At 44.9% G+C, this 16,713-nt stretch carries 13 protein-coding genes and 1 tRNA gene; 7 read left to right on the top strand and 7 right to left on the bottom strand.

Annotation, left to right across the window (positions count from 1 at the left end):
• Window positions 1–326: 326 nt before the first annotated feature.
• The 3 genes from gltX to chiP all read right to left on the bottom strand — a co-directional run bounded on the left by gltX (window position 327) and on the right by chiP (window position 3,773).
• Window positions 327–1,754, bottom strand: a complete 1,428-nt coding sequence (gene gltX / locus NL644_RS19530) for a glutamate--tRNA ligase (protein ID WP_005393148.1) — start codon at window positions 1,752–1,754, stop codon at window positions 327–329.
• Window positions 1,755–1,932: 178 nt separating this feature from the next.
• A complete protein-coding gene (locus tag NL644_RS19535; protein ID WP_012842058.1) occupies window positions 1,933–2,526 on the bottom strand; it encodes a DUF2057 domain-containing protein in 594 nt (197 codons plus the stop codon).
• Window positions 2,527–2,651: 125 nt separating this feature from the next.
• Window positions 2,652–3,773, bottom strand: a complete 1,122-nt coding sequence (chiP, locus tag NL644_RS19540; RefSeq protein WP_006743034.1) for a chitoporin — start codon at window positions 3,771–3,773, stop codon at window positions 2,652–2,654.
• A gap of 479 nt (window positions 3,774–4,252) precedes the next feature.
• Between chiP and NL644_RS19545 the strand changes: the two genes are divergently transcribed.
• Together NL644_RS19545 and NL644_RS19550 are read left to right on the top strand one after the other, a co-directional pair.
• A complete protein-coding gene (locus NL644_RS19545; RefSeq protein ID WP_253658719.1) occupies window positions 4,253–6,982 on the top strand; it encodes a heavy metal translocating P-type ATPase in 2,730 nt (909 codons plus the stop codon).
• 21 nt (window positions 6,983–7,003) lie between these two features.
• Window positions 7,004–7,453, top strand: coding sequence for a DUF411 domain-containing protein (locus NL644_RS19550; protein ID WP_012842060.1), 450 nt, complete (start codon window positions 7,004–7,006; stop codon window positions 7,451–7,453).
• Window positions 7,454–7,508: 55 nt separating this feature from the next.
• Here the strand turns inward: NL644_RS19550 and NL644_RS19555 are convergent, their stop codons facing one another.
• Complete coding sequence (locus tag NL644_RS19555) at window positions 7,509–8,201, bottom strand: oligogalacturonate-specific porin KdgM family protein (protein WP_005382004.1); 693 nt, start codon at window positions 8,199–8,201, stop codon at window positions 7,509–7,511.
• A gap of 438 nt (window positions 8,202–8,639) precedes the next feature.
• Window positions 8,640–11,291, bottom strand: a complete 2,652-nt coding sequence (locus NL644_RS19560; protein WP_253658720.1) for a beta-N-acetylhexosaminidase — start codon at window positions 11,289–11,291, stop codon at window positions 8,640–8,642.
• A 495-nt stretch (window positions 11,292–11,786) separates the two neighbouring features.
• Here NL644_RS19560 and NL644_RS19565 point away from each other — a divergent pair, with 495 nt between their 5' ends.
• Complete coding sequence (locus tag NL644_RS19565) at window positions 11,787–12,659, top strand: TraB/GumN family protein (protein WP_114323795.1); 873 nt, start codon at window positions 11,787–11,789, stop codon at window positions 12,657–12,659.
• A gap of 127 nt (window positions 12,660–12,786) precedes the next feature.
• Entirely contained in the window at window positions 12,787–13,209 is a 423-nt protein-coding gene (locus NL644_RS19570) for a hypothetical protein (RefSeq protein WP_065645201.1), read from the top strand.
• 437 nt (window positions 13,210–13,646) lie between these two features.
• On the opposite strand, the gene NL644_RS19575 is transcribed toward NL644_RS19570, so the two are convergent.
• A tRNA-Pro gene (locus NL644_RS19575) sits at window positions 13,647–13,723 on the bottom strand.
• A 260-nt stretch (window positions 13,724–13,983) separates the two neighbouring features.
• On the opposite strand from NL644_RS19575, the gene NL644_RS19580 reads away from it, so the two are divergent.
• From NL644_RS19580 to rluF, 3 genes are all read left to right on the top strand, one after another.
• Entirely contained in the window at window positions 13,984–14,124 is a 141-nt protein-coding gene (locus NL644_RS19580; protein ID WP_005382236.1) for a DUF3149 domain-containing protein, read from the top strand.
• Window positions 14,125–14,256: 132 nt separating this feature from the next.
• On the top strand, window positions 14,257–14,838 hold the full coding sequence (smrA, locus tag NL644_RS19585) for a DNA endonuclease SmrA (RefSeq protein ID WP_005393162.1): 582 nt from the start codon (window positions 14,257–14,259) through the stop codon (window positions 14,836–14,838).
• A 95-nt stretch (window positions 14,839–14,933) separates the two neighbouring features.
• A complete protein-coding gene (gene rluF / locus NL644_RS19590; RefSeq protein WP_114323797.1) occupies window positions 14,934–16,091 on the top strand; it encodes a 23S rRNA pseudouridine(2604) synthase RluF in 1,158 nt (385 codons plus the stop codon).
• A 64-nt stretch (window positions 16,092–16,155) separates the two neighbouring features.
• On the opposite strand, the gene ybaK is transcribed toward rluF, so the two are convergent.
• Window positions 16,156–16,629, bottom strand: coding sequence for a Cys-tRNA(Pro) deacylase (gene ybaK, locus NL644_RS19595; protein WP_046874289.1), 474 nt, complete (start codon window positions 16,627–16,629; stop codon window positions 16,156–16,158).
• Window positions 16,630–16,713: the final 84 nt, after the last annotated feature.

Here is a 16,713-nt window from a genome sequence, read left to right on the forward strand (position 1 = left end):
ACGCAAACGTTTGCTTTATTTTCTGGAACACTACAACTTAAGCAAAGTTTTTTCTTAAAAATGAGACAACAAAAATGGAACTTTAAGGAAGGTGGATAAAAATCAATCAGATATTTGATATATAATCGCTCGTTTTTTATTCATGCCAACGATATTTGGATTAAAAAATCTTATCCATACCTAGGTGAATTACGGTCCTAAATACCACATCCTTCACCGACATATGAGAAGGTTTCTCATTATCTAGGATTCAGATACAAAAAAGCCGCGGGTGTTTACCGCGGCTTTGTGACTATTTATTCAAAAGAACCTTTAGTTCAAAGCAATTATGCGTTTGCTTCACGCTCAGCAATGAACTCAAGCGCCATCTTAATACGAGCAACACAACGCTCTTTGCCAACCAGTTCCATTACTGCATCGACAGAAGGAGATTGACCGCCGCCTGTTACAGCAACACGTAATGGCATACCGATTTTGCCCATGCCAATTTCTAGCTCTTCACAGACTGCTGCGATAACGCCATCTTTGATGTTTGCTGTTGTCCACTCGGTCAGTGCTTCAGCTTTCGCTAGAGCAAGCTCTAGAGGCTCTTTAGCCACACCGCGTAAGTGTTTCTTCGCTGCGCCCGCTTCAAACTCAGAGAAATCTTCGTAGAAGTAACGGATTTGCTCAGCTAGCTCAACCAGCGTGTTGCAACGCTCACCCACTAGCTTGATCACGTCAGTGATAGCAGGACCATTCGTTACGTCTAGTTTTTGTTGATCTAGGTGCCATTGTAGGTGCTCTGCAACGTACGCAGGATCTGAGTTCTTGATGTAATGGTTGTTCAACCATTGCAGTTTGTCCGTGTTGAATGCAGACGCTGACTTAGATACTGCATTTAGGCTGAATAGGTTGATCATCTCTTCTTGAGAGAAGATTTCTTGGTCGCCATGAGACCAACCTAGGCGCACTAGGTAGTTGTTTAGTGCTGCAGGCAGGTAACCCATATCGCGATATTGCATGACTGATACTGCACCATGACGCTTAGACAGTTTCGCACCGTCATCACCCAAGATCATTGCACAGTGCGCAAACGTTGGTACTGGCGCACCTAGTGCTTCGTAGATGTTGATTTGACGAGGCGTATTGTTGATGTGGTCTTCGCCACGAACAACGTGAGTGATACCCATGTCCCAGTCGTCCACAACTACACAGAAGTTGTAAGTAGGTGAACCGTCAGTACGACGGATGATTAAGTCATCCATTTGGTCGTTGCGGATTTCGATGCGACCACGAATTTGGTCATCAAATACTACGCTGCCCTCTTTTGGGTTACGGAAACGGATAACACATGGATCGCCATCTTTTGCCGCTTCGTTTGCCGCTTTGATTTTTGGATGGTTCGCATCGTAACGAGGCATTTCTTTGTTTGCTTCTTGCTCTGCACGGATTTCATCTAGCAGCTCTTTAGACGCGTAACATTTGTAAGCTTTGCCTTCTGCCAACAGCTTATCAACCATTTCGTTGTAACGGTCAAAACGTTGAGTTTGGTAGTAAGGACCTTCATCCCACTCCAAGCCTAGCCATTCCATGCCTTCAAGAATTGCATCAACCGCTTCCTGAGAGTTACGCTCAAGGTCTGTATCTTCGATACGTAGAACGAATTCACCACCTTGGTTTTTAGCGTATAGCCAAGAGTAAAGTGCAGTACGCGCACCACCAACGTGTAGATAGCCAGTTGGGCTAGGAGCAAAACGAGTTTTAACCGTCATTTGAGTTCCTTAGGGGTAATGAGCAACGAGAGATCTCTCGTTGTAATGTCAAGGATAAAAGTGGCGACATTTTACCACCGTAAGTCAATTCTACAATCGGTTTGACACCAGAAATACAAACAGGGCAGCACCAATAAAGGTACTGCCCTCCTATTTACTGTTAAAGTGCAGAACGAAATTACTTCAGGTTACGCATCGCCCATTGCATAAATTCTTGCTGCTCTTCACGGCTTAACTCATTAAACGATGCTTTGATTGTTTTGGTTTCCGCCGGAGAAGACGCAATGCTTGCCTTGGTCGATTCTTTGTTCATTGCATTGTTATAGTCAGCCACTTCTCGCTCGTAATCACGAAAACCTTGCAAGCCACCTTTACGAAGTTGAACCATAGAGAATGCCACTTCTTTTCCGTGTTTGTCTTTCAATACCACTTTTGGATCGAGTTCAAAAGCTTTCGCTTCTTCGATGGTACGGAACGCTTTGTAAGTCAGCGATAGTTCGGCGTCTTTTTCTGCTTCAAACTCTAATACCAGTGGCTGCGAATCGAACTTACGGCGCTTGCCATCTTCAAAGACAATTTGTCCAACCGTCACCGCCAACTGATTTTCCCCGTCCTTCAGCTCGATGCTGTTATTTTTGGAAATCCACTCAGGGTACACGAACTCACCGTTGAGAACGCGAGGAACCAGTTCAGCTTGCAGAGTCAGTTGAGCAGCAAAAGCAGGCGCAGAAAGCATTGCGCAAAGTCCGAGAAGTGTCGTTGTTTTTTTCATCGTGGTTTCTCACTTTATACCAATTTAGATAAGCCTCTAAAACTTACAGGCCAGTCATTCCAAAGGCTTATTTGAATCAGTATCAAGACAAAAAGGGCGTTTCCGCCCTTTTAGCTGCTTCTTTATTAGAAGTAGTATTCAACACCCACAGAGAACTCATCGTAGTCCGCAGATTTCCAACGCGCTTCTGTTGGTTTATCCAGTTGATATGCACCGTCGCCAAAGTCTAGAGTACGAGCACGTACGTAAAGCACTGCCGATGGGTCTACGAAATACATAACTTGTGCAGATAGTACATCGTCTGCTGTATCGTTAATGGTCTTACCGTCACGCTCTAGATCGAAGTTAGCTGCGTAAGCCAGTTTGTATTGCCAATCACCAGTGGTGTACATGATAGCGGCAGACATTGCGTCTTGCTTCTCACTCACGCCGTTGCTTGCGTCAGCTTCCATGTATTTGTATTGCGCGAAGAAAGAAATACCGTTATCAAACCAGCCTTGAGCACCCACCAAGTATGTGTTGTTTTCCCACGTTTGGCCTTCCATCTTAATGTTACGGTTACCCTCGTATGCGGCATCTAACTGAATTGGACCAATTTTGTAGTGCGCTGCGATACCACCCCAGTAATCATCACCTTCACCCAGACCCGCTTTGTCACCTGCACCTGCCGCGATATCTAGAGAGAATTTGTCCGCATACATTGGCGAGTCCCAACGAATGGTGTTTGATTGGCGGTCTTGATACTTAGCACCACCGATTGCACCACCCCAGTCGTAAACGTCACCGAGACCTGGGTTAGATGCAGGCCAGTCAACTAATTCGTACATCGGTGTTAATACACGACCTAAACGAACTTGACCCCAAGATGCACTTTCAAAACCGACGAATGTGTCACGTTCACCAAGACCTGCACCCTCGCCGCCAAAGCTAGGGTCAACGTAACCACCTTCGATTTGCCAAATAAAAGTAGGGCCGAAGTTAGCAAATTGTTTTTTACCACGGAAACCGATGCGAGATTCGTTGTTTAGCTGCATGCCACCTAGATCATCGTCCGTTGCTTTGTTGCCAGAATCGTAATCGCGGTACGCGGCCTGCATCGCGATGATCCCGTAAACTTCATAAGAGAATGAATCTTTGGTTAGGAACTCTTTTGCTGCGTCACTGTTTGCACCATCAGCAAATGCAGCACCACTGAACATCATGCCTGTGATTGCCGTAGCAAGTAGGCTTTTCTTTAGGTAAGACATTTTTAACCCCTATATTTTTTAGTTTTTTCCATTTTCAAATTCGCTAACTAGGACATGGCAGGAACTTGAAACAATGTTTGGACGGGGCAAATATGACAAACTTTTTTCGCACTAAAAAACTTTCCCTACAGCAATCTGAGCGACTTCAAAATGAGAAGATCAAAAATAATATAAATACTTAATAATCAAATAATTAAGTTCAAATATAAAAAGTTAAAAACGTTAAAAGCACTTCTTGACACTGAACTGACATTGAGAGCATCTTAAAAGCGTGAGCGACTTCATTCATCTTTTAGGTGTTTTAACGGAACTTTATATTCAGAGAGAAAAAACCTTGAGATCACTCGCAAGTAAAATGGCAGTGAACTTTTGTGATTCAAGCGATTTTGACGAAATTGTTGAGAACAAAAAATGGGTATTGACCTTACCCTTGCAGGAAGGTTTAAGCTCAATGTATCACTATTATTGAGGTGCAGATTATGTATCAGTTTGTTATACCTTTATCAGGGCTCAACTGCATGGGCTGTGCGAGAAAAGTTGAGAAGGCTTTACATGCGAATCACGATGTAGAGATCCTCACTTTGTCCCCAACGCAAGTAGAGGTCAAAACCGAGTCCTCGCTTAAAGAGCTTGTTTCATCAATTGAATCTCTTGGTTACCAAGCAGGAAATCAGTACGAGTTAAACCTTTCAGGCTTAAGCTGTGGCGGCTGCGTGAAAAAACTCTCGTCTTTATTAGACTCTCATCAAGACGTTATTTCTTTCGAGGCTTCAACAACGCACTTAGAGATTCGTACCCTACTCTCCGAGCAACAAGTCATTGAGCTAGTTGCCAGCTTGGGCTATACGGCCAACAATAGCGCTGTTACTGATAACTCAGTTGCTGAAGAGCACAAGGCAATCACTCCCGATCAACGCCAAAGCCAGACATATCAAAGCGAAAAAGGCGACCAAGCAGCGCCTGACGAGCAACCAGCAGGCACGGCTCAACTACAGATGTTGATTCAAGGTATGACCTGTGCAAGCTGTGTCGCATCAGTAGAAAAAGCCCTTACTAATGTACAAGGGGTTGAAAAAGCTCAGGTAAACCTCGCAGAACAAAGCGCACTGGTGTTTGTGACTGAAGACTCAGATTCGTTACATCAATCTATTTTGCAATCTGTCAAACAAGCGGGTTACCAAGGCGAGGTTTTACAAGACGCCGCGACACAGCAAGAAAAGCAAGCGCAGCAACAGCGTCAACAGCAAAAACGTTTTAAGTTGGATGCAATTGCCGGCCTTGTTGTAGGTGCCCCTTTGATGATTTGGGGTGTTGCTGGTGGCAACATGATGATTCGCAACACCAATGACCAATTGGTTTGGGGCGCGATCGGTATTGTGTGTTTGCTGCTGCTTGCCACTGCCGGAAAACAGTTCTTTAGTAACGCTTGGTTAGCGGCCACTCACAAGCGCGCCACGATGGATACCTTAGTTGCGCTCGGTACTGGCGCAGCGTGGTTCTATTCTATGCTTGTGGTGATTTTCCCAGATTGGTTCCCAATGGCATCTCGTCATGTTTACTTCGAAGCCAGCGCGATGATCATTGGTTTGATTTCACTTGGTCACTATATAGAAGCCAAAGCGAAAGCAAATACAACTCGCTCGCTTCAGGCTTTGGTGAACTTACAGCCTCAACAAGCGACCGTCATCACTGAGAAAGGTGATAAACAAATCGCGGTAGAAGAAATCACTCTAGGAATGAAGTTACGTATCAAGCCGGGAGAGAAAGTGCCCGTCGACGGTACGGTAATCAATGGTGAATCGTATATCGATGAGTCCATGCTAACTGGTGAACCCGTTCCTGTATTAAAAGCACAAGAGGCTCATGTATCCGCAGGGACATTGAATACCGACGGCTCTCTCACTATAGAGGCTACCGGAATCGGCGCAAATACGATGCTCGCACGTATTATTCGTATGGTGCGCAGCGCTCAGAGCAGTAAGCCCGCCATCGCTAAATTGGCAGACCAGATTTCATCGGTGTTTGTCCCTGTCGTTGTAGGCATAGCAATACTGGCCGCGCTTGTTTGGTTTGCCGTTGGCCCAGAGCCAAAAGCGAGCTATATGCTGGTGGTCACCACAACCGTACTTATCATCGCCTGCCCTTGTGCTCTAGGCTTAGCAACCCCACTTTCTGTTACGGTGGGAGTGGGTAAAGCCGCAGAACTCGGCATTTTGATCAAAGATGCTGATGCCCTGCAGCTAGCGAGTAAAATAGATACGGTTGTGTTCGATAAAACAGGCACGCTTACCCAAGGTAAACCAAGTGTGCAGCAAGTGTTTACTCACACCACCAGCCAAGAAGAGCTGTTGGGGTTAGCGTACGCCGCCGAGCGTCAGTCAGAGCACCCACTAGCAAAAGCGGTATGCGACTTTGCTAATCAGCACGACACACAAGAAGTGACTCTCGATAAATTTGAAAACGTTCGCGGACGCGGCATTTTGGCAACGTATCAAGGTAAACCGCTGCTTATTGGCTCGCTTCAATTTATGCAAGCGGAAAACGTTGCAACAGAGGCTCTTCAGGATGCAATTGACGAATGCGCTCAGAATGCATGGACTCCGGTTGCCGTTGCGCTCGATGGTGAGTTAGTCGGCCTGATCGCCATTGCTGACCCAATCAAATCGGATGCAAAACACGCGCTCTCTGCATTAAAATCGCAAGGCATCAGAACGGTAATGCTGACGGGTGACAACCAACACGTAGCCAACGCTATCGGTCAAGAACTTGGTATTGATGAAGTAATCGCTCAAGTAATGCCAGATGAGAAAGCTCAGCACATTGAGCAACTTCAATCCCAAGGCCATGTTGTGGCAATGGTGGGGGATGGCATTAACGACGCCCCTGCTCTCGCGTTAGCCAACCTTGGTATTGCAATGGGTAGCGGCAGTGATGTCGCCATTGAAAGTTCGCAAATGACCATCCTTAACACGTCACCAATGGCGGTGGTACATGCGATTGAACTGTCGCGCGCTACACTTAAAAACATGAAGCAAAACCTATTTGGAGCCTTCGTTTATAACTCACTGGGGATCCCTGTTGCCGCAGGCGTACTTTATCCTGCATTTGGATTTTTGCTCAGCCCAGTTGTCGCAGGTGCGGCAATGGCGCTGTCATCTATTACTGTCGTTAGTAATGCAAATCGACTACGACTTTTTTCAGTAAAATAACCACTTATATTTGAGGCTATTATGAAGTTGAAATTATTGACCTTTGCAATGCTTGCGACCGCATCCGCCAACGTATTGGCAGCTGATGTCATTAACCACAAATCGCCATACTGCGGCTGCTGTGGTGAATGGACAAAACACATGGAAGAGAACGGATTTACGGTCGAAGAGAAATTGCACGATGACATGAACGCCATAAAACGCGATCTAGGCATCAAGAACGAACAGCTTTACTCTTGCCACACAGCAGAAATCAACGGCTATGTGTTCGAAGGTCACATTCCAGCCGAAGACATTAAAGCATTCTTAGAAAATCCACCACGTAACGCAAAAGGGCTCTCGGTACCGGGCATGCCAATGGGTTCCCCTGGTATGGAGTATGGCGATAAAAAAGACAGCTACACTGTTTACGCCTTTAACGAAAAAGGCCAAGTGTTCGAATATAGCCACCACGAAGGCAACGACAAATAACAAGAAAGCCCAGCAAATCAATTGCTGGGCTTTTTCTTAATGGACAAATATAAGATTAGAAGCCGTAAGAGGCACCAAATACAAACGCATTGTTAACTAGGCTATCACCACTTGCGTTTTCTGCACCGTGTGCTTGGCTACGGAACTCAAAGTAAGGCTGAACACCTTTACGTGTCCACGTTGCGCGAAGCTCGTGGTCCATCGTTTCAGCTTCAATCATGTAGACGTTGTTGTAGCTTAGCGTCACATCTTCATTCATCACGTAACCAATACGGTTATCCATGCGGTAATCTGTATCCGCATCTGCGTCTGTCGCATCAATATGCGCACGAGTACGGTTACTTAGCGAGATACCGTTATCGAAGTTGTAACCAATCTTAACCAATGGACGGTACTGTACGTTCTCGCCAGCAGAGAACAAGTGTTGGTAACCCGCTGCAACCCATAAATGATCGGTAATGTTAAATGACTGCTCACCACCCACAGTGATTGCTGGTGTTGTGTTACCCGCGCCACCGTTTTCTGTTTCCAGTTTACCCAGCTGAATACCATCAAACTCGGTGTAAACCGTAAAGCCACCGAATTGGTTATCAAAAGTATGACCAGCTTCCAGTGTAGACGTAACGTCCGAACCATGGATTCGACCATCATCGTGGAATTGAACGTTACCTGTTACGTAAGAAGAACCAGCAAAAGCGCTAGAAGCGAAAGCGAGAGAAAGAGCACTTAGTGCAAAAATGTTTTTCATAATTACTGCCTTTATTTATTCACGTTATGCGACGGTTTTAAAGGGCTTCTCTTCCCTTTTATCGCAAACTTTGGAATGTGCCTCCTTGGCGATCGCAATATTGTTCCAATTAATTCGCGATGGAAAATAAAACATTTTAAAAAGTGATCTTGTTCAAACCGACGCTCAACAACCCTGATAAAAGTATGGTAAATACAGGCACTTACCGTATTTTTCTATAATGATTCAAAAAATAGAAGTGTGATCATAAACAGGTAATTTATTGATATTTAGCAGATTAAGTCGATCCAGTTCACAATAACCCTGACCATTACAAGCTAAAACTTATTTATCAATGAAAAATAATTAGACATTGGTCACGCTTAATTTCCTCTAAAAATAAAGAAACCCTCAACATGACATTGAGGGTTTGCTTAAATTTAGCTGAGAAGATTAAGGTTATTTCACGCTAGTTACGCGGCTTGCTCTTTCCCCTGTCGCCGATACAGAGCGGATAAACACTTCTCCTTTCACACTTGGACGAGCATTGTCTGCGTAAGTCAGCCAGTTTTGACCGTCTAATGAGTATTGCAGTTCAACGCCAGGGAACTGAACGTTCATAGCTAGCTTGCCGTTTTCTACTTTCGCACCAGGAATTGGAAGGCGGTAGTCGATACCAGATTTTTCTAGCTTAGCCAGTTCACGTTGGCCAAGCACGTTCGCAAAGCGGTTGTAGTCTTGGTTTAGCGATGCTTTATCAACTAGGTTAGAGTTTTGCGAGTACTCAACACCGACTTTGTAGTCGTTCTCCCAAACTGCGCGGTGCCATGCACGCTCAGCGGCTGCGAGTACGCGAGGGAATACCATGTACTCGTATTGCTCATCGTTACGTACTGTCTCAGACCAAAGCTGTGCTGATAGACCGTAGAAAGGTTTCGCTTCGATTTCACCTTTACCAGTAAAGCCGTTGCCATCGCGGTCTACAGAGGTTTCTGCGTTCTGAGGCATGTTCTCTGGTGCAAAGCCAAACATCTTACGCGTATCGGTTGCACGTGTTGCCCAGTAGTAACCACGCTCTTTCGGGTCAACTTCGTATGGCATGTCCATGTACACGTAGTCTGGGTTAGAAACGATCACGTCGTAACCTTTCTCAGACCACTCGTACACTGATGATGTACCCCCCCAGTAAAGAACGTCCCAGAAGTTAACACGCGTATTTTCTGTTGCGAATGCTTTCTCACCTTCGCTGTATTTCAAACCATCTTGCCATGCTTGGAAGTTTGGAATGCCTTTCTCAGCAACTAATTTTGATACTTCTTGCGCAAAATGACTCGGTAGGTGAGCAAAATCACTCACTGTGCCTTCTGCGATTAACGCCTGACACTGTGGAGATTGCGCGAATGGCTTGTCTTGTTTCGACAGGTCAATCGTGCCTTTCCAGCTTACTTTGTCTTCTGCGTTAACGTCTTGGAAACCAGCACCTAGCTTGATGTTCTTCGCCTCGTCACCACCAAAGTGCCATGTCGTTAGCGGTGCCCCAGCTTCAGCGTGCATTGCTGCCACTTCTGAAATCACTTTATCTACAAAGCGAGTGGAAGATTCCATACACGGGTTGATAAAGCTTTGCTTATCGTAGAACTGAACCGTAGTGACATTAGAAGCATCTTGAGGATCCATCAGGCGGTATTCGTTCGCTTCAGCTTCCTTACCTTCTTCCATCAGGCGGTCGTAACGTGCTTCCATTGATACTACCGCTGCACGCGCGTGTGCTGGCATATCGATTTCGGGAATGACTTCAATGTTACGCGCTTTCGCGTATTTCAAGATTTCCACGTAGTCTGTTTTACTGAAGTAGCCAGAGCCAAAGTTGTCTGTCGTTGGACCGGAACCAAGCTGAGGCAGTACGCAGCTTTTCTCTTGTGTATCGAAACAACGATTAGCGCCAACCTCTGTCAACTCAGGTAGGCCTGGGATTTCCAAACGCCAGCCTTCATCATCGGTTAGGTGAAGGTGAAGTTTGTTCATCTTGTACGCTGCCATTTGGTCTAGCGTTGCAAGAATGGCGTCTTTAGAGTGGAAGTTACGAGCTACATCTACCATCACACCACGGTAATCAAAGCGAGGTGCATCTTGAATAGACAGTTGTGGTAGAGAATCAGCATTTTGGCTATCTACCAGGCCAAAGATAGATTGTACTGCGTAGAAAGCACCTGCTTGGTCAAACGCTTTAATCGCAATACCATCGCCTTTGATGCTCATCTCGTAAGCACCAGATTTAGCCAATTCACCAGTGAAGTCTGCAGGAACAACAGTGATGCTTACAGGAAGATCACCACGAACGTCCACACCTACCACTTCTGCACGATCTTGAATTGCTGCGAATTGAGTCGCATCGAATGCGTCTTTAGGCAGCGCAATACCCGCCGCGATATCTACTGTACCTTTGCCTGCTTCAACAGACATTGGCGTTGGTAGTAACGTGGTTGATACATCTTGTTTTGCTAGGTCTTCGTTCTTCTCGAAGCGAGACAGAGCGTTTGCAAATACGTTGTTGTCATCTGGCGTACGTTTTAGGTTGTTACCCTCAAGGCCAGTCACGAAAGACGCAACGTCTTCTGTGTTAAGAGAAGCGATCATCTTAGGTTCTGCGTTTGGTGCAGCCACGAAAGCGCCCGGCATAAAGTCGGTTTCAAATAACTGCCAATATTCGCCAATTAGTGGAAGTACCACTTCTTCGCCCGCCGCAAAGCCATCAAACTTATCTGTTGGTTCCAGTTTGTGTAGGTCACCCGTTACACGAGAAATTTTGAACTGATCATTATCTACATCCAAAATCAGACGAATGCTGTGGAAGTAGATAGCCCAATCTTTAGAGTTAACCGCTTCACCTTGGTTAACTAGCGTCATGTTCACCTTGTTACAAGACGCCCACTCAGCTCCTAAATCCTGACAAGCAAGACCTTCGTTTGCACCGTGGTTAGTCAACACTTGGTATTGAATATCAAGGTTATTAGCCAGTGAATTTACAGCTTGTTGCTCAGAGCTTTGCAGAGCAGAGCAACCTGCTAATGTGGTGATAACAGAAACAGCAATCAGACTAGGTTTAAACATCTTACTTCCCCAAAAAAGTCAGTGGTTCAAAACGACAATGATAAAAATCGCGGCTCCTCAAATGCGAGGGGCCTAACAGTTGCATTCAACATACAACCAGTTATTTCTAAGCGTAAAATAAATAGAAATAGGAAGTGATCTAGTTCAAAAAATGATACTCAGCAAAAACCATAAAAACTTAACTTTCATGAAGTTACAAGCTACGTCAAAATCGAACAACTTGTTTTGACGAGTTTGCTGCGATCTAGGTCACTAATATTCATGAGTTACGACTGCTTTTGTAAGATTTGGATCACGCCTAATTATTTTGTGAACCATTAGTAAGCGAATTACCTATTTATCTTTCGTGAAGTGACTCTCATTTATTCGTTGTCAAAACTCGTCAATATTTTTAGAAATGACGATTTTGTCGAATATCCCCACTAGAGAAATTGCACTTAACCTCAAGCATTTTTGCGTATAAAGTTTAAAGGTATCTTACTTGAGGACCATTCTATGTTTCGTCTCTTGACACTCATATCATCCCTACTTGTTGCCTTTGCTCCCTTTTCTTCTTATGCAGAGCCGCAACATTGGTTAGCAAAAAAAGGGGGAACCGAGCTGATGATCATTGGCTCTGTGCATGTGGGCGATAAAACGATGTACCCACTCCCTAAAACTATTACTCAGCACTTAAGCCAAAGCGCTGGATTGATTATCGAAGCTGATGTCAGAAACTCTGAAGGCTTGGTTTACCCACAAACAACCATCCTTTCTAAAGATGTTTTAGACAAGGCTCAACGTCGCCACTTAGTCGAGATAGCACAAGATTTAGGGTTGCCAGAAACTCAACTTTTAAATTCTCCACCATGGACGACTGCATTAACCATCCAACTCGCTTTAGTCAACAAACTGGGGTATGTCTCTGATAAAGGGGTCGACATGCACTTAATAGGACTCGCTGATAAAAAACAAATCCCGGTCATTCCACTGGAGTCCGTGCAATTCCAAATCGATTTAATAGCAGGTCAATCAGAAGGCGGTAAAGAGATGCTCCTCTCGTCAATTGAAGAATATGACGGTGGGGAAGAATTGGTTCAGTGTTTGATAGAAAGCTGGAAGAGCGGTGATGGTAGTATGTTGGTCGAGGCATCATTAACCGATCAAGCAACAGAAGATTTTAATCAGGCTTTCTTATATGAGCGCAATCGAGATTGGGCAAAAAAACTTGATACTGGCAGTGTCCTACCTCAACGTTCGGGTCGCTATACCGTTGTTGTCGGCAGTTTGCATTTAGTTGGTAAAGATAATCTGATTGAGCTGCTTAAAAAAAGGGGCTTTGACATAAAACCACTCGGTAAAACCCGCCAAGCTAGGTGCCATATTTAGAAATTTATTTGAAGGCAGCCGGCCTCATCAATGATGAATAGCAAGGCATCACGCTAACACGATCACTGACAATGGTTTACTCCTCTGCTAAAACGACTCTAACCTATGTGGATACATAATAACTCATATGAAATTTAAAGCTTTGTTCCTATGCGTGAGCAGCATGATGCTCACTTCATCGCTTGCTTATGCTAAACCGTCATGTAACGTAGAAAATTTTCAAGCTATTGATATAACCCCGGAAGCAAAAGGCGGGGTATTAGATAAAGAGAGTGGCCAGTTTCTTATTACCGAAAAACCAATGATGCGTTGTGCGAACATCACTTTTTCCACTAACCACACCCGAAATCGCGTCGCACATATGATGAATCAAGGCTTTGAAGCTGTTTATTTTGATGGAAGTACGAGCAAATCTCACTCTGTCACGTTTGATGAAGACGAACTAAAAGCAGGTTACATCAAAGTTGGTCCAAACCATCCAAAGACCGCTTATGTTTGCTTCACAACTTCTGAAACTCCTATCAGCACCATCTCGTGTGACATCAAGTAATATATTTACTCGCTCTAAAAAATGAAAAGGCCCTACATTTCTGTAGAGCCTTCCTCTCAATACGTGTCGGTGAAGCGCCATATTCCAACGTCAGTCGAACCTCATTTGGTTCGATACTATCAAAGTCAAATTTGCTATCGCTGAAACGACAAAAGCCAGCTCATTGAGCAGGCTTTCTGAAAGTGGTCGGTGAAGTAGGGATTCGATTGGACTGGCATTCCATCGGACTGGCGCACCAGTCCCCACCCCACAGGTCCCAAACAAATACCACCGAATGCAAAAAAGCCGTAGCATTTCTGCTACGGCTTTTTCTAATACGGTTGGTGAAGAGCCATATTCTAACTTCAGGCGAACCCCATTTGGTTCGATACTATCAAAGCTAAATCTGCGACCGCTAAAACGACGAAAGCCTGCTCATTGAGCAGGCTTTCTAAAAGTGGTCGGTGAAGAGGGATTCGAACCCCCGACCCTCTGGTCCCAAACCAGATGCGCTACCAAACTGCGCTATTCACCGATATGTTTAACTGAGGACTTGTCCCCGTCAACGAATGCGTATATTACGGATTCTGAACTGTGACGCAAGTGCTTTTTACAAAAAAACCTTAGGTCTTAATTCGTTTGATGAATAACTGAACACTAGCACGTAAAATGTGACTGATAACTCACAACAAAATACAGTTTATTAACCTTAGCAACATAATTGATCCAGATCAGTGTGCAACAAGGCACTGCCATTTAGTTTTATGCCTGTCGGGAACATCTTGGAGGAAACGTATGGACTTTTGGCTTGATCTCCTATTTGGTAATGCAGTGGGTCTATCGTCAATGATAGTAATCTTTGGGGCAATTGGTCTGATGTTATTTTACGGCGGTTTCTTCATATACAAGATCATGAACGACAAATCTCCTCACTAGATCTCGCTTAGCTCTAGAAACGCTTTGCACCGGAGTCGGTTACTTGCCTACTCCGGTTTTTTATTTGATCTCAATGCACCACTCATTGATATAATCCTATTATTCCTCCCTGTTCTTAATGAGATTACTACTATGTCTCACGATGACGATTTTGATCTGTTCCAACAGATGATGGGCGATGTAAAGCCGATCACTCAAGACACCGCCGAACACAAAAAAGTACACCAAGTAACCGAAGCACAGCTCGCCAAGAGAGAAGCAGCAATCTGGCTAACAGAAGATGACCCAGAATACCTGTCACTTGATCACGCAGAAATGCTGAAACCAGAGGACTTTGTTGAGTTTAAACGTGATGGCGTACAAGACGGGGTTTACCGGAAGCTTCGTCTTGGCAAATATCCAATCCAAGCACGCCTAGATCTGCATCGTAAAACATTGAAAGAAGCTCGTGATGAAGTCGTAAAGTTTTTAAAACAGTGCCTATCAATGGACATACGAACGGTCGTTATTGTCCACGGCCGAGGAGAACGCTCAAATCCACCAGCACTAATGAAAAGCTTTGTTAGCAGCTGGCTACAACAAATCAGAGAAGTTCAGTGCGTGCATAGTGCGCAACGCTTTCACGGTGGAACCGGAGCCGTTTACGTTCTACTGAGAAAAAGTGCGGAAAAGAAATTAGAAACTCGCGAACGTCACCAAAAACGGTTGGGCTAAATTTCACCCTAATGCTAGAATGCCCGCCCTTATTCTTCCTTCCCTTTCACGGGAAGGAAACTTCATTCGCCGTTGTGAAACGTTAGGAGACAAAAATGTCACAAGACAACGCTAAACGATTAAATAAATTCATCAGTGAAACTGGCTTTTGTTCACGCCGTGAGGCAGACAGACTGATTGAACAAGGTCGTGTCACCATTAATGGAAACAAGCCTGAAATGGGAACAAAAGTACTACCTGGTGATGATGTTTGTGTGGATGGTAAGCCAGTTGCAGCAAAAGAGAAGCCGATTTATATCGCTCTCAATAAACCAACAGGCATCACCTGTACAACAGAACGAGATGTACCCGGGAACATCGTTGATTTTATCGGTCACAAAAAACGTATCTTTCCGATCGGCCGCTTGGATAAACCCTCTGATGGTCTGATTTTTTTGACCAACGATGGCGATATCGTCAACAAAATCCTCCGTGCTGGCAACAGCCACGAAAAAGAGTACGTTGTGCGCGTGGACAAACCGATTACAGGTGAGTTTCTCAAACAGATGTCGAGCGGCGTTAAGATTCTCGATACCGTCACTCTACCTTGTAAGGTAACGAAAGAGACTAAGTTCTCTTTCCGTATTGTGCTCACTCAAGGACTTAACCGCCAAATCCGTCGTATGTGTGAAGCACTAGGTTACGAAGTCTTTAAGCTTCGTCGTGTTCGAATCATGAATATCTCTCTTGACGGTATTCCGAACGGAAAATGGCGTTACTTAACTGACGATGAAGTCGCTGAGATTCTTGCTATGTGCGATGGTTCGGTGGGTACAGAAGAGGCATCAAAAACAGACTCTAGAGGTCGTAATATTCATAAAGCGACCGACGCAAAGCTGTTTGATAGCCGTGAAGAAAACCAAGATTCTACTGCTCGTCGTAACCAGAAGACACGAACTTTCCGTGGTAACAATGCTGATGAATTCCGTCACGCACCAAATTCGAAAAAAGGTCAACAAAAGCGCCGTCAGCGTGAAGACGAAGGCGGACGTCCAGCAAAAGAACATTACAAAACGAAACCACAAGGTGAACGCAGCAGACCGCAAAGCGAGCATGGTAAATCACACCGTAAACCAGATGCATCGAGCAATACGCACTCAGCAAACAAGCCTCAATCACCGAGTAAGCCTAAGCAGCATTACATGAACCCAAATGCCGCGAAGCCAAGCAAACCAGCTAAACGCACCGGTGGTACATTGAGTCTGAAGAAGTAACGCTTCACTGACAGGCAAGATCAAAAAAGGACGCTCATGAGCGTCCTTTTTATTTGTCATGAGTTTACAAACAAAGAGGTGCAAACTGACCACGAGTTAATCCAAGCAAATCTCTCGGGGCGAGTTCAATCTCTAATCCTCTCTTCCCTGCGCTTACACAGATTGTGTCTTGCTCTGCTGCGCTTTCGTGCAAAAAAGTAGGTAAGACTTTCTTCTGCCCCAGTGGGCTAATCCCACCAACAACATAACCTGTGGTCTTTTGCGCGATTTCCGGATCAGCCATATCGGCCTTTTTGCCCTTCGCAGCTTTCGCTGCCAGTTTTAGGTTCAGCTTTTGATCAACAGGGATAATCGCAACCGCAAGGTTCTTTGGCTCGCCGTTCAAGCAGAACAGCAAGGTTTTAAATACTGTTTTCGGATCCTGCCCCAATACTTCAGCAGCCTCCAAGCCATAACTATCGGCTCTAGGGTCGTGCTCATACTGATGAATCGTGTGTGGAATTTTTTTCTTTTTCGCAAGATTAATGGCCGGAGTCATCAAGATTCTCCTCATAAAAACAAAAAGCGCAGATTGAATTGGATCTGCGCTTTTAGTTAATGATATCAGCGAGTTTGAGTCAAT

The sequence above is a fragment of the Vibrio sp. Y10_XG_PY6 genome (assembly GCF_024181795.1).
GTDB classification, from domain to species: domain Bacteria; phylum Pseudomonadota; class Gammaproteobacteria; order Enterobacterales; family Vibrionaceae; genus Vibrio; species Vibrio diabolicus.

Bases quoted from the DNA above. Each gene is read 5' to 3' on its own strand.
- chiP (WP_006743034.1), bottom strand. From the start codon at position 3,773: ATGTCTTACCTAAAGAAAAGCCTACTTGCTACGGCAATCACAGGCATG.
- NL644_RS19560 (WP_253658720.1), bottom strand. From the start codon at position 11,291: ATGTTTAAACCTAGTCTGATTGCTGTTTCTGTTATCACCACATTAGCA.
- NL644_RS19535 (WP_012842058.1), bottom strand. From the start codon at position 2,526: ATGAAAAAAACAACGACACTTCTCGGACTTTGCGCAATGCTTTCTGCG.
- NL644_RS19580 (WP_005382236.1), top strand. From the start codon at position 13,984: ATGGACTTTTGGCTTGATCTCCTATTTGGTAATGCAGTGGGTCTATCG.
- ybaK (WP_046874289.1), bottom strand. From the start codon at position 16,629: ATGACTCCGGCCATTAATCTTGCGAAAAAGAAAAAAATTCCACACACG.
- smrA (WP_005393162.1), top strand. From the start codon at position 14,257: ATGTCTCACGATGACGATTTTGATCTGTTCCAACAGATGATGGGCGAT.
- NL644_RS19570 (WP_065645201.1), top strand. From the start codon at position 12,787: ATGAAATTTAAAGCTTTGTTCCTATGCGTGAGCAGCATGATGCTCACT.
- NL644_RS19555 (WP_005382004.1), bottom strand. From the start codon at position 8,201: ATGAAAAACATTTTTGCACTAAGTGCTCTTTCTCTCGCTTTCGCTTCT.
- NL644_RS19550 (WP_012842060.1), top strand. From the start codon at position 7,004: ATGAAGTTGAAATTATTGACCTTTGCAATGCTTGCGACCGCATCCGCC.
- rluF (WP_114323797.1), top strand. From the start codon at position 14,934: ATGTCACAAGACAACGCTAAACGATTAAATAAATTCATCAGTGAAACT.
- NL644_RS19545 (WP_253658719.1), top strand. From the start codon at position 4,253: ATGTATCAGTTTGTTATACCTTTATCAGGGCTCAACTGCATGGGCTGT.
- NL644_RS19565 (WP_114323795.1), top strand. From the start codon at position 11,787: ATGTTTCGTCTCTTGACACTCATATCATCCCTACTTGTTGCCTTTGCT.
- gltX (WP_005393148.1), bottom strand. From the start codon at position 1,754: ATGACGGTTAAAACTCGTTTTGCTCCTAGCCCAACTGGCTATCTACAC.